The 12,439-nt window shown below is 61.7% G+C and carries 12 protein-coding genes; 10 read left to right on the top strand and 2 right to left on the bottom strand.

Annotated elements, in window-relative coordinates; translation table 11 throughout:
- Nucleotides 1–25: 25 nt before the first annotated feature.
- From LOY26_RS21845 to groL, 5 genes are all read left to right on the top strand, one after another.
- Entirely contained in the window at nt 26–1,036 is a 1,011-nt protein-coding gene (locus LOY26_RS21845; protein ID WP_186659679.1) for a DUF481 domain-containing protein, read from the top strand.
- A gap of 97 nt (nt 1,037–1,133) precedes the next feature.
- The gene (locus LOY26_RS21840; RefSeq protein WP_186663386.1) at nt 1,134–1,865 is read left to right on the top strand and encodes a HugZ family protein; all 732 of its coding nucleotides are present in this window, start codon (nt 1,134–1,136) and stop codon (nt 1,863–1,865) included.
- A 65-nt stretch (nt 1,866–1,930) separates the two neighbouring features.
- Nucleotides 1,931–2,395, top strand: a complete 465-nt coding sequence (locus tag LOY26_RS21835; RefSeq protein ID WP_033702811.1) for an FxsA family protein — start codon at nt 1,931–1,933, stop codon at nt 2,393–2,395.
- Nucleotides 2,396–2,642: 247 nt separating this feature from the next.
- On the top strand, nt 2,643–2,936 hold the full coding sequence (locus LOY26_RS21830; protein ID WP_033702810.1) for a co-chaperone GroES: 294 nt from the start codon (nt 2,643–2,645) through the stop codon (nt 2,934–2,936).
- A gap of 48 nt (nt 2,937–2,984) precedes the next feature.
- Nucleotides 2,985–4,628: a chaperonin GroEL gene (gene groL / locus LOY26_RS21825; protein WP_033702809.1), complete on the top strand. Its 1,644-nt coding sequence runs from the start codon at nt 2,985–2,987 to the stop codon at nt 4,626–4,628.
- Between the two features lie 80 nt (nt 4,629–4,708).
- Here groL and LOY26_RS21820 read toward each other — a convergent pair whose 3' ends face one another.
- Nucleotides 4,709–5,437 carry a phosphatase PAP2 family protein gene (locus LOY26_RS21820; RefSeq protein ID WP_033702808.1) on the bottom strand — a complete coding sequence of 243 codons (729 nt, stop codon included), beginning with the start codon at nt 5,435–5,437 and terminating at the stop codon, nt 4,709–4,711.
- A gap of 181 nt (nt 5,438–5,618) precedes the next feature.
- Between LOY26_RS21820 and colR the strand changes: the two genes are divergently transcribed.
- From colR to LOY26_RS21795, 5 genes are all read left to right on the top strand, one after another.
- Entirely contained in the window at nt 5,619–6,302 is a 684-nt protein-coding gene (gene colR / locus LOY26_RS21815; protein ID WP_003255215.1) for a two-component system response regulator ColR, read from the top strand.
- Complete coding sequence (locus LOY26_RS21810) at nt 6,292–7,602, top strand: HAMP domain-containing sensor histidine kinase (protein ID WP_033702807.1); 1,311 nt, start codon at nt 6,292–6,294, stop codon at nt 7,600–7,602. Before colR ends, LOY26_RS21810 begins: the two co-directional genes overlap by 11 nt.
- Nucleotides 7,603–7,709: 107 nt before the next feature.
- Nucleotides 7,710–8,390 carry a class I SAM-dependent methyltransferase gene (locus tag LOY26_RS21805; RefSeq protein ID WP_033702806.1) on the top strand — a complete coding sequence of 227 codons (681 nt, stop codon included), beginning with the start codon at nt 7,710–7,712 and terminating at the stop codon, nt 8,388–8,390.
- Nucleotides 8,391–8,396: 6 nt separating this feature from the next.
- Complete coding sequence (locus LOY26_RS21800) at nt 8,397–9,098, top strand: lipopolysaccharide kinase InaA family protein (protein WP_033702805.1); 702 nt, start codon at nt 8,397–8,399, stop codon at nt 9,096–9,098.
- Entirely contained in the window at nt 9,095–9,322 is a 228-nt protein-coding gene (locus LOY26_RS21795) for a hypothetical protein (protein WP_186659666.1), read from the top strand. Before LOY26_RS21800 ends, LOY26_RS21795 begins: the two co-directional genes overlap by 4 nt.
- A 68-nt stretch (nt 9,323–9,390) precedes the next feature.
- On the opposite strand, the gene LOY26_RS21790 is transcribed toward LOY26_RS21795, so the two are convergent.
- Nucleotides 9,391–12,435, bottom strand: coding sequence for a multidrug efflux RND transporter permease subunit (locus LOY26_RS21790; protein WP_047582693.1), 3,045 nt, complete (start codon nt 12,433–12,435; stop codon nt 9,391–9,393).
- Between the last annotated feature and the right edge of the window lie 4 nt (nt 12,436–12,439).

The raw sequence follows: 12,439 nt of genomic DNA, 5'->3' as shown, positions 1-12,439 counted from the left end.
GACGAATCGAACCCGTAGTCCGCCTATGTATTCTAGATCCCTGTTGTGCCTGTTAGCTGTCTCCCTGTGCACCGCGCCCGCGTTTGCCGACACCGTGTGGATGAAGAACGGTGACCGCCTGAGCGGCAAGATCAAAGTCTTCGATGGCGGCAAGCTGCTGCTGGAGACCCCCTATGGCGGCTCTATCGCGCTGGACTGGAAAGAAGTCCAGACCCTGGAAAGCGACCAGGAAATGCTGGTCAAGCAGGATGCCTACAGCGGGGAGCGGGCCAAGTCGTTGAAAGCCGCCGAAGCCGGCAAGGTCACCCTGGCCAACGGCGAGGCGCCCAAGACCGTCGACCTGGCCAGCATCGAGCAGATCATGAAGCCCAAGCCGGTGGTCGAGGACCTGGTCTGGAAAGGCAACGTCGACGTCGCCCTGGACTACAAGCGTGCCGAGAATGACACCGACGACTACGACGTCAGCTTCAAGACCACCGCCCGCCATGGCCGCTGGCGCCACAACGCCGAGGGCGAGTACAACCGCGAGACCAAGGACGACGTCACCACCACCGACAACTGGAGTGCCGAGTACGCCCTTGACCGCTTCATTACCGAGAAGTGGTTCTGGCAGGGCCGCATGGAGTACAAGCGCGACCGCATCGAGGACCTGGCCCGCCAGCGCACCGTGGGTACCGGCCCGGGCTACCAGTTCTGGGACGACGAGCTGGGCGCGTTCTCGCTGGGTTCGCTGATCAACCGTACCGACTTCGAATACCAGGACGGCGCCAAGGACAACTTTTATGCCGCGGCGGTCAAGTGGGACTACACCCGCTACCTGATCGGCAAGAATGTGCAGCTGTTCACCAATGGCGAAGTCGCCAAGCCGCTGGGCAGCGTGGCCAACTACTCGCTGGATGCCGAAATCGGCTTGCGCTACAAGGTCACCGAATGGGCCTCGCTCAACCTCAAGGCAGAGAAGGACATCATCAGCGGTACACGTGACAGTGACCTGGACAAAACCCGTTACACCGCAGGCTTTGGCGTGACCTGGTAAAGACGCGATCCGTGTAGGCGTCAGCGGCTCCTGTGGCGGCGGCGGGTGATAATGCTTATCTTGTCACCCATCCAGTCCGCTGCCAGGAGCGCCCTTCGTGAGTACCAATGCCATCCGCCCCGCCCGGGAACTGCTGCTCAAGGAATACCGCGGCGTGCTCTCGACCCACTCCAAGTCCATGCCCGGCTTCCCTTTCGGCTCGGTCGTGCCGTATTGCCTGGATGCACAGGGCAACCCGCTGATCCTTATCAGCCGCATTGCCCAACACACCCACAACCTGCAAAAAGACCCCAAGTGCTCGCTGCTGGTTGGTGAACGCGAAGCAGAGGATGTTCAGGCAGTCGGCCGCCTGACGGTCATGGCCGAGGCGCACAAGCTGGTGGACGAAGCTGCCATCGAAGCCGCCGCCGAGCGCTACTACCGCTACTTCCCCGACGCCGGCAACTACCACAAGGCCCACGACTTCGACTTCTGGGTGTTGCAGCCGGTGCGTCACCGCTACATCGGTGGTTTTGGCGCCATCCACTGGCTTGACCAGGTGACCTTGGCCAACCCGTTCGCGGGCAAGGCCGAGGCGAGCATGATCGAGCATATGAACAGCGATCACGCCAAGGCCATTGCCCACTACGTCGAACTGACCGAGCTGCCACGCTCTGTGCCGGCGCACATGGTCGGTATCGACAGCGAGGGCATGCACCTGCGCATTGGCCAGGCGGTCCATTGGCTGGCGTTCCCGAGCCCATGCAATACGCCGACACAAGTGCGCGAAGCCCTGGTTTTGCTGGCGCACGCCGACCAGTGGCCGGTTGCGGCTGAAGTCGAGGGTTGAAATTGGAAGCTTGCGCATCCATCTGAGGTCTTATTGGGAGGTTCTCTTCCGTCGAGGAATCTTTGATGCGTGCTTTTCTACTGCTGTTTTTGCTGTTTCCTGTGCTGGAGCTGTTCGTCTTCGTCAAGGTCAGCGCGGCGATCGGGTTTTTCCCCGCACTGCTGCTGATCATCGCCGGTTCCGCGCTGGGTGTGCTGGTTATGCGGGTGGCCGGGCTGGCCACCGCACTGCGTGCCCGTGAAAGCCTGCAGCGCGGCGAACTGCCCGCTGAGGACATGTTCCAGGGTTTGATGATGGCGGTGGGTGGTGGCCTGCTGTTGCTGCCGGGCTTCATCAGTGACGTGCTGGGCCTGATTTGCCTGTTGCCATTCACCCGTCACCTGGCCGCGCGCAAGATGCGCCAGCGTGCCGAGGAGCAGGCCCTGCGCCAGCGGGCGTTTCAGGACGATCCGTTCCAGGCGCAGCCGCCTCGTGACGCCGGCCACCGGCCGAATGTGATCGAGGGCGAATACGAGCGTCGCGACAAGTAACCTGCCGGGGCCGCTTCGCGGCCCCTGTTGTTTTCACGTTATGCCTTTGATGAAAATTTTTACGTATCAAGCCTTGTAATTGCATATGGCGGCCTCATGTATGGGTCACCGCAAGGTTTCTGGTGGCAACACCAGACATGACTCAGGTGGTCCGCCCTGCGCGGGCCACCCCCGGCAACGCCGGACCGCATCAACCCGCCGGTGTCGATACCGGCCGATGAAAACCACAATTTGGGAGAGATCGACAATGAAGCTTCGTCCTCTGCATGACCGCGTAGTCATCCGTCGCAGCGAAGAAGAATCGAAAACCGCTGGCGGTATCGTCCTGCCGGGTTCGGCCGCTGAAAAACCTAACCGCGGCGAAATTGTTGCCGTCGGCACCGGTCGCATCCTGGAAAATGGCGAAGTGCGTGCGCTGGCCGTGAAAGTGGGTGACAAAGTGGTTTTCGGCCCTTACTCGGGCAGCAACACCGTGAAAGTCGATGGCGAAGACCTGCTGGTAATGGCCGAGAACGAGATTCTCGCCGTTATCGAAGGCTGATTTCCCCGACTTCCCGTTATTCCAAAGCATTTCAAGGATTAAACGATCATGGCTGCTAAAGACGTAAAATTCGGCGATTCCGCCCGTAAGAAAATGCTGGTTGGTGTCAACGTTCTGGCTGACGCGGTAAAAGCGACCCTGGGCCCGAAAGGCCGCAACGTGGTCCTGGCCAAGAGCTTCGGCGCACCGACCATCACCAAGGACGGCGTTTCCGTTGCCAAAGAGATCGAGCTGAAAGACGCGTTCGAGAACATGGGCGCCCAGCTGGTCAAGGAAGTCGCTTCCAAGGCCAACGATGCAGCCGGTGACGGCACCACCACCGCTACCGTTCTGGCTCAGTCCATCGTCAACGAAGGCCTGAAAGCCGTCGCTGCCGGCATGAACCCGATGGACCTGAAGCGCGGTATCGACAAGGCTACCGCCGCTGTCGTCGCCGAGCTGAAAAACCTGTCCAAGCCATGCGCCGACTCCAAGGCCATCGCTCAGGTAGGCACCATCTCCGCCAACTCCGACAGCTCCATCGGTGAAATCATCGCCGAAGCCATGGAAAAAGTCGGTAAAGAAGGCGTGATCACCGTTGAAGAAGGCTCGGGCCTGGAAAACGAACTGTCTGTCGTTGAAGGCATGCAGTTCGACCGTGGCTACCTGTCGCCGTACTTCGTCAACAAGCCGGACACCATGGTTGCCGAGCTGGAAGGCCCGCTGCTGCTGCTGGTCGACAAGAAGATCTCCAACATCCGCGAGCTGCTGCCAGTACTGGAAGCCGTTGCCAAAGCCGGCCGTCCGCTGCTGATCGTTGCAGAAGACGTTGAAGGCGAAGCGCTGGCTACCCTGGTAGTCAACAACATGCGCGGCATCGTCAAGGTTGCTGCGGTCAAGGCACCGGGCTTCGGCGACCGTCGCAAGGCCATGCTGCAGGACATCGCTGTCCTGACCGGCGGCCAGGTCATCTCCGAAGAAATCGGCCTGTCCCTGGAAACCGCTACCCTGGAGCACCTGGGTAACGCCAAGCGCGTCATCCTGTCCAAGGAAAACACCACCATCATCGACGGCGCTGGCGCCGACACCGAGATCGAAGCACGCGTCAAGCAGATCCGTGCCCAGATCGAAGAGACTTCCTCGGACTACGACCGTGAGAAGCTGCAAGAGCGTCTGGCCAAACTGGCTGGCGGTGTTGCCGTGATCAAGGTCGGTGCTGGCACCGAAGTCGAGATGAAAGAGAAGAAAGCACGCGTTGAAGACGCCCTGCACGCTACCCGTGCAGCCGTTGAAGAAGGCGTGGTGCCTGGCGGTGGTGTTGCCCTGGTACGTGCTCTGAACGCTATCGTTGACCTCAAAGGTGACAACGAAGACCAGAACGTCGGTATCGCACTGCTGCGTCGCGCTGTTGAATCGCCGCTGCGTCAGATCACTGCCAACGCCGGCGACGAGCCAAGCGTTGTGGCCGACAAGGTCAAGCAGGGTTCGGGCAACTTCGGTTACAACGCTGCTACCGGTGAGTACGGCGACATGATCGAGATGGGCATCCTGGACCCAGCCAAGGTCACCCGTTCGGCACTGCAAGCTGCTGCTTCGATTGGCGGTCTGATGATCACCACCGAAGCCATGATTGCTGATGCTCCGAGCGACGCTCCAGCTGGCGGTGGTATGCCAGACATGGGCGGCATGGGTGGCATGGGCGGCATGATGTAAGCCAGCCTTACCCCCTAGCAGCATGAAAAAGCCCCGGCTCGCGAGAGCCGGGGCTTTTTCGTTCTTCTGCGGCCCCTCACTCAGGCAACGCGGCGCTCAGCGGCAGGCGCCTCGACCATGCCCCGCCGATACAGAACCAGGTAGTACGAGCCCAACCCGATCAACCAGCAGAACACCGCCGTCCACACGTTGTGCGACAGAAAGTGGGCGCCCTGCATCATCCGCCCAACCGACAACACTGAACCGGCCACCACCGCCACCACCAATGCCACCCGGGCCAGTCGCGGGCGACGGTCGCGCAGCGCGAAGAACAGCGCAAACAGGCAAAAACCGGTCGCGGCATGCCCGCCTGGCCAGCACAGCCCGGGCTTGTCGGTAGCGGGCCGCGCTTCCAGCAGCTTGCTGTAGGTTTCCTTGCCGCCGAACTGGCTCAGGCTCCACGGGCACTGGACCTGGGTGACCTTTTTAAGCGGTGTGACGAACGCTGTGGACAAACTCAACGCCAGCACCAGGCAGCCCAGTTCTCGGCGCCAGCCAAACAAGCGTTTCCAGAAGAAACTCAGGGCAAATGTCAGCAACGCCAGCAAGCCCAGCAGGATCACCGCCTGCTTGACCCCGTCATGCAGCACGTTCTCCAGCCAGTAGCTGTGGCGCCCGATGAATTGCCCGGCGGCCGGGTCGAAGAACAGGTTGGCCACGTCCATGTCGACCGAGGTCAGCTCAAGCAGGACCAAGGCCACTGCCGTCACCAGCGGGATGCCCAGGTACACCCAGAGGTTGATCGGGCGAGGGCGGCTACGTTCGTGCATGACGACTCCAGGGCGCAAAAAAGATCGGGCATTATCGAGTGGCCGCTATCCTGTGTCCGTGAAGGATCAGTGAAAAAACTGTCAACGGCGGCGAATTTCGCCTGGGGGTGGCACAGTGCAGGCATTGGCCTTAAGCTGCGCCTGCCGCGCACCACAGCGAAGCGCCGCACAGGAGACCCCGATGCGCATTCTATTGGTTGAAGACAACCGCGATATCCTTGCCAACCTGGCTGATTACCTGGGCATGAAAGGCTACACCGTCGACTGCGCCCAGGACGGTCTGTCAGGTTTGCACCTGGCGGCCACCGAGCATTACGACCTGATCGTGCTCGACATCATGCTGCCCGGCATTGATGGCTACACCCTGTGCAAGCGCCTGCGAGAAGATGCCCGGCGTGACACCCCGGTGATCATGCTCACCGCCCGCGATCAACTGGACGACCGCCTGCAAGGCTTCCGCTCCGGGGCCGACGATTACCTGCTCAAGCCCTTTGCCCTGTCGGAGCTGGCCGCCCGCATCGAAGCGGTGCTGCGCCGCGCCCAGGGCGGAGGCCGGCGCACCTTGCAGGTCGCCGACCTCAGCTACGACCTCGACACCCTGGAAGTCACGCGTCAGGGGCGCCTGCTCAAGCTCAACCCGGTCGGCCTCAAGCTGCTTGCCGTGCTGATGCAGAAAAGCCCGCACGTGCTGCGTCGCGAGGTACTTGAAGAAGCCCTGTGGGGCGACGACTGCCCAGACAGCGACAGCCTGCGCAGCCATGTGCACCAGTTGCGTCAGGTGATCGACAAACCGTTCGAAAAACCGCTGCTGCATACCGTCCATGGCGTCGGCTATCGCCTCGCCGAGGGCCGCGATGGAGTTTAAGCAAAGCCTTGCCCAGCGCATTATCATCGCCTTTGCGTTGATGAGTGCGCTGGTCGCCGGGGCCTTCGCCTTCGGCATCGTCGCCACCGTGCACCTGGTTGAAGAACGGCTGATTTCCACGGTGCTGGGGGGCGACCTGCAGCGCCTGTTGCGCATGGACAGCGTGAGCGACTGGAGCCATCGACCGCGCCCTGACCAGCTGTTCTATTTCAGCGGCGGGCGTGATGATTTCGAGTTGCCCAAAGACTTGCGCCATCTAGACAGCGGCTTCCATGAGGTGTTTCGCGATCAGCTGTCGTACCACGCGATGGTCGAGATCGTCGACGGGCGCCGTTATGTGCTACTGCAGGATCAGAGCGATTTCGAAGAGCGCGAGCGCGTGCTGTTTGCTGTGGTGGTCGTGGGCTTTCTGCTCAGCCTGGTGCTGGCCGTCATCCTTGGCTGGCTGGTGGCGCGCAGGGTGATGGCGCCGGTGATCCGCCTGGCGCGTCAGGTACGTCATCGTGACCAGCTGCTTGGCCTGGCGCCGCCCTTGGCGCCCGATTATGCGGCAGACGAAGTCGGCCAGTTGGCCGTTGCCTTCGACGACACGCTGGGCCGTCTGCGCGATGCCTTGACCCGAGAGCGTCTGTTCACCAGCGACGTCAGCCACGAACTGCGCACGCCGTTGATGGTGCTGGCCACGTCGTGCGAACTGCTGATGGAGAACCAGACACTGGACCCGCGTGCGCGCAGCCAGGTCGAGCGGGTCGCCCGGGCTACCGAGGAGATGCGCGAACTGGTCAAGACCTTCCTGATGCTGGCCCGTGCCCAGCGCGACGAGGGCGCCGTGGCCTCGAAGGCAACCCTGCGCGAGGTGGCCGACGAACTCACCGGCGTGTGGCGCGATACCATCGAGCAGAAAGGGCTCACCCTCTATTTCGATGGTCGAGTCAGCGCCAGCCCGGTGCTGTACAACGCCACCTTCCTGCAGTCGGTGATGGGCAACCTGCTGCGTAACGCCGCGCACTACACCGACAGCGGTTACATTCGCCTGAGCCTTGAAGCCAATGGGTTCAGCGTGGAAGACAGTGGTGTAGGCATTCCGGAAGAGCAGCGCGAGGCGATGTTCAAACCCTTCGTGCGCGGCGCCGAACGGCGGGGCGAAGGGCTGGGCTTGGGCCTGTCACTGGTGCAGCGCATCTGTGACGACCAGGGCTGGCGGGTCACCCTGACATCGACCTTGCCGCACGGCTGCCGCTTCCAGGTGGACCTCAGCAAAAGTGTGGAGGTGGGTGACCCTTCGTCGCTCATTGGGTAATGTTTGGTAATACCTCTCGAAAGGACTAACACTTTTTTCACATTGGCATAACCTGATTCCAACGCTTGCTTTCCTAAAGTGGGCGTACTGGAGTCAGGAGATGCCCAATGCGTAGCCCCATCAAGCTTGAATTTTCCGAGAAATACGACCAAGAACACGCGCGCGAATATTTTCTCAAGCATCAGGATGGCCTGGCACGTCGCCTTTCCCACAAACGTGACGAGCAGTTGGCGCGTCGCGCCCTGGCCTTGGCCGGTGAGCCGGGCCTGGTGCTGGACCTGCCCTGCGGTGCGGGGCGCTTCTGGCCGCTGCTGGCGGAAAAACCCAACCGGGTGATCATCGGTGCCGACAACTCCGAGGCGATGATCGAGACAGCCTGTGCTGCGCAACCGCCAGAGGTAGTCGCACGGGTACGGCCCTTGCAGACTTCAGCGTTCGCCATCGACCTGCCGGACAATTCGGTCGACAGCATTTTTTGCATGCGGTTGTTCCACCACATTGGCGAAGCCGCCCACAGAAAGACGATTCTTTCGGAATTTCAACGGGTTAGCCGTGATAGTGTGATCCTGTCGCTGTGGGTGGATGGCAACTTCAAGGCCTGGCGCCGGAAAAAGCTCGAGCAGCGCCGTAGCGCCAAGACTGAGCAGGACAATTACCAGAACCGTTTCGTGTTACCAGCGGATACGGTCGAAGAAGAATTCAAGGCAGCCGGCTTCAGAATTCAGGAACGCTTGGACTTCCTGCCGTTCTATGCCATGTGGCGAGTCTATGTATTGCGCAAGGGGTAGTGTTTGATGGCTGTAGCCCGGAACGGGGAATCGCGGTTCGATTTTTACTGGCGCCAGCAGGGTGAGTGGGTCGAGGAACCCAACCAGCGGCGGGGTGGCGAGAGTGGCGTGCAGCGCCTCAACGACGCCAGCGGCAAATTGCTGTATGCCAAGCGCCAGGTCGGGCACATCTACCGCAGCTTGCTGCACCCTTTTGGCCGGCCGACCGTATTGCGTGAACTCGATGCGCTCAACAGCTTCGAGCAATTGGGTGTGCGTGTGCCGCGCATCGTCTTTTGTGGTGCCGAGCGCGATGCCGATCATCAATGGCGGGCGCTGCTGGTCAGCGAAGCGCTGGATGGCTTCATCGAACTCGACACCTGGCATGCCGAAGGTGCTCGCGAGCGTTATCCGCAGGTGGTGCATGAGCGCATGCTCAAGGACCTGGCCGATAACCTGGCGCGCATGCACCTGGGGCATTGGCAGCACGGCTGCCTGTATGGCAAGCATGTCTTCATCAAGGTCATCGGCGAGGGCGAACAGGCGCGGGTCGAAGTCGCCCTGCTGGACCTGGAGAAGTGCCGGCGGCGTATCAGCTGCCAGCGCGCGGCCGGTAACGACCTGCGTCAGCTGCGCCGCCACTCGTCGTTGAATGATGCGGAATGGAAAACATTGCTCTACTTTTACCAGATGGCGTTTGGCAGCGTTGTCAAAGGGTTAGAGCAATGAAACTAGAAATCGCTCGAGCTTTGTTCCTGGTCGCCGGGTTGGCCGTGACCACCGTGGCGGTGGCCGCCTGGGAAGAGCCGAAGCCGATGGTGTTCAGCAAGGCCGAGAGGGTGGACCAGTGCGCATTGCCGCGGGTGGCAAAGCAGCAAGCGCAGGCCAAGCCAGATCAGGACCTGTTGCTGTTCCTGTTCGGCTTGCGTCAGGGGTTGCGGCCGTTCGGCTGAACCCTGGTTGAGTGTAAAAAGCCAGAGGCCCCGTATCGCGGGGCCTCTGGCTTTTTTTGTGGGCCGCTTCAGGCGATCGATGTTTCCTTGGCTTGGGTCTTGTGTGCCAGCAAGGTGTAGATGCAAGGCAGCACAAACAAGGTAAACAGCGTCCCGATCGACATCCCGGTCGCAATCACCGTCCCAATATCGAACCGGCTCACCGCCCCCGCACCGGTCGCCAGGATCAACGGCACCATGCCGAACACCATTGCCGCGGTGGTCATCAGCACCGGCCGCAGGCGAATGGCTGCCGCTTCCTCGATCGCCTCGCGCACGCTCAAGCCTTTTTCTTCGCGCAACTGGTTGGCGAACTCGACGATCAGAATACCGTGCTTGCTGATCAGCCCGATCAGGGTCACCAGCCCCACCTGGGTGTAGATGTTCATGCTGGAGATACCCAGGAACAGCGGCAGCAGCGCACCGCAGATCGACAACGGCACCGTCACCAGAATCACCAGGGGGTCACGGAAGCTCTCGAATTGCGCGGCCAGCACCAGGAAGATGATCGCCAGCGCCAGGCCGAAGGTCACCCACAGGGCGCTGCCTTCCTGGACGTATTGGCGTGCCACCCCGGCATAGTCGAAGGCGAAACCTTCCGGGGCCTCTTCGCGGGCGATGGCCTGCACGGTCTGCAGGGCCTCGCCCAGGCTGACCATGGGCACGCCCTGGATGATCGCCGAGTTCAACTGCTGAAACTGGTTGAGCTGGCGCGGGCGGGCGCGGTCGCTGAGGGTAATCAGGGTCGACAGGGGCAGCAACTGGCCCTGGTCGTTCTTCACGTAGTAGTTGTTCAGCCAGCCGGGGTTGTCGCGGTACGGCCGCTCGACCTGGGCAATCACCTTGTAGCTGCGGCCCTCCAGGGTGAAACGGTTGATTTCCGCCTCGCCCAGCAAGGTCGCCAGGGTGCCGCCCAGGGTATCCATCGAAACCCCCATCTGCGCCGCTTTGGCGCGGTCGATATCGACCACCACCTCAGGTTTGTCGAAGGCCAAGTCGATGTCGAGGAAGGCGAACTTGCCAGACGCTTGGGCGCGCGCCTTGATGCGCTGGGCCACTTCCAGCAGTGCCGGATAATCCCCAGCGGTGTTGATCACGAACTGGAACGGCAGGCCCTCACCGGTGCCGGGCAGCGACGGCAGGTTGAAGCCGAAGATCTGCAGGCCGCCGATTTCCTCAAGCTTGGCCTGCACCAGCGGCAGCAGCTCCATCTGCGTACGTTCGCGCTCGTTCCACGGCTTGAGCAGGAAGCCGCCGATGCCGCTCTGCACACCGTTGAAGCCGTTGATCTGAAACGACGAGTAGTACTCGGGGAAGGCTTTGAACAGCGGCGTGAACTGGTCTGTGTAGGCATTGAGGTAGTCGAGGTTGGCCGGTTGCGGCGAGCTGCTGATCATGAAGATCACCCCTTGGTCCTCGTTGGGCGCCAGCTCGTTCTGGGTGAACTTGAGCAGTACCGGGATCAGGCACAGGATGATCACCGCGAACACCAGCACCACCGGCCGGCTGTTCAGGGTGGCGTGCAGCAGGCGCTGGTAGCGCACCTTGAGGCGCTCGAACAGCCGGTCGAGGCGGTGGGCAAGGCCTGTGGCGTTCTGTTCCGGGCGCAGCAGCAGCGCGCACATCATGGGTGAAAGGGTCAGCGCGACGATGCCGGAGATGATCACTGCACCGGCCAGGGTCAGCGCGAACTCCTTGAACAGCGCTCCTGTAAGCCCGGTCAAAAAGCCGATAGGGGCATACACCGCCGCCAGGGTGATGGTCATCGAGACCACCGGCATGGCGATTTCCCGGGCACCTTCGAGCGCCGCATCGAACGGCGATTTGCCTTCTTCCATGTGCCGGTGGATGTTTTCCACCACGACGATGGCGTCGTCCACCACCAGGCCGATCGCCAGCACCATCGCCAACAGGGTCAACAGGTTGAGCGAGTAGCCCATCATCTGCATGAAAAACAGCACGCCTATCATCGACAACGGGATGGTCACCACCGGGATCAGCACCGAGCGCAGGGCACCGAGGAACAGGAACACCACGACGATGACAATCAGCACCGCCTCGCCGAGGGTCTTGATCACTTCGTCGATGGAGGCCTGGATGAACAGCGTGGCATCGTAGGCAATCGACACCTTCAGCGCCGAGGGCAGCTGGCTCTCAAGCTCCGGCATGATGCGCCGGACTTCCTTGATCACTTCCAGCGGGTTGGCGGCCGGTGTGGCCTTGATGCCGATGTACACCGAGGGGATGCCGTCGAACGAGCTGACCGTGTCGTAGTTTTCTGCGCCCATCTCGACCCGTGCCACATCACCCAGCAACACCCGGCTGTCGCCACTGGTCTTGACCGGCAGGGCGGCGAATGCCTCGGCAGACTTGAGCTCGGTGCTGGCATTGATGCTGGTGACCACGTACTCGCCCTTCACCTCGCCGGCAGCGGAGAGGAAGTTGTAGCGGCGCACGGCGCTGGTCACGTCGGTTGCCGAGAGGCCGAAGCCGGCCAGCTTCACCGGGTCGATCCAGATGCGCATGGCGAACACCTGGTTGCCGAGAATCTCGGCCTCGGCCATGCCCGGCAGGGTGGCAAGCTTGGGCTGGATCACCCGTGACAGGTAGTCGGTGATCTGCGGGTTGCTCATTTCCTTGCTGTAGAAGCTGATGTACATCAGCGCCGAGGCATCGGCGGCCTCCTTGCTCAGCACCGGGTCTTCGGAGTCTTGCGGCAGCTTGTTGCGCACCTCGTTGGCCTTGGCCAGCAGTTCGGTGAACAAACGGTCACTGTCGGCGCCGATGCGCGCATAGATAGAGATGATCGAGAAGTTCTGCCGGCTCACCGAGGTCATGTAGTCGATGCCTTCAGCGCTGGCCAGGCTTTGCTGCAGGGGCTGGGTGATATAGCCCTGGATGGTTTCGGCGTTGGCACCCGGGTAGGCGGTGGTCACCGTGATCAGGGCGTTCTCCATCTGCGGGTACTGGCGGATCTGCAGTTTGCTCCAGGCCTGAAAGCCCAGCAGCAAAATCAGCAGGCTGACGACGCTGGCCAGGACCGGGCGGCGGATGAACGGGTCGGTGAACGCCATGCCT

Source organism: Pseudomonas sp. B21-047, from assembly GCF_024748775.1.
In the GTDB taxonomy this organism is placed as follows: Bacteria; Pseudomonadota; Gammaproteobacteria; order Pseudomonadales; family Pseudomonadaceae; genus Aquipseudomonas; species Aquipseudomonas capeferrum.
The sequence above is the reverse complement of the archived record's forward strand: the minus strand, read 5'-3'. Positions and strand labels throughout refer to the sequence as shown.

Excerpts from the sequence above, each read along its gene's own strand:
- LOY26_RS21820 (WP_033702808.1), bottom strand. The coding sequence starts at position 5,437 with ATGCACGAACGTAGCCGCCCTCGCCCGATCAACCTCTGGGTGTACCTG.
- LOY26_RS21800 (WP_033702805.1), top strand. The coding sequence starts at position 8,397 with ATGGCTGTAGCCCGGAACGGGGAATCGCGGTTCGATTTTTACTGGCGC.
- LOY26_RS21845 (WP_186659679.1), top strand. The coding sequence starts at position 26 with ATGTATTCTAGATCCCTGTTGTGCCTGTTAGCTGTCTCCCTGTGCACC.
- LOY26_RS21805 (WP_033702806.1), top strand. The coding sequence starts at position 7,710 with ATGCGTAGCCCCATCAAGCTTGAATTTTCCGAGAAATACGACCAAGAA.
- colR (WP_003255215.1), top strand. The coding sequence starts at position 5,619 with ATGCGCATTCTATTGGTTGAAGACAACCGCGATATCCTTGCCAACCTG.
- LOY26_RS21810 (WP_033702807.1), top strand. The coding sequence starts at position 6,292 with ATGGAGTTTAAGCAAAGCCTTGCCCAGCGCATTATCATCGCCTTTGCG.
- LOY26_RS21790 (WP_047582693.1), bottom strand. The coding sequence starts at position 12,435 with ATGGCGTTCACCGACCCGTTCATCCGCCGCCCGGTCCTGGCCAGCGTC.
- LOY26_RS21835 (WP_033702811.1), top strand. The coding sequence starts at position 1,931 with ATGCGTGCTTTTCTACTGCTGTTTTTGCTGTTTCCTGTGCTGGAGCTG.
- groL (WP_033702809.1), top strand. The coding sequence starts at position 2,985 with ATGGCTGCTAAAGACGTAAAATTCGGCGATTCCGCCCGTAAGAAAATG.
- LOY26_RS21795 (WP_186659666.1), top strand. The coding sequence starts at position 9,095 with ATGAAACTAGAAATCGCTCGAGCTTTGTTCCTGGTCGCCGGGTTGGCC.
- LOY26_RS21830 (WP_033702810.1), top strand. The coding sequence starts at position 2,643 with ATGAAGCTTCGTCCTCTGCATGACCGCGTAGTCATCCGTCGCAGCGAA.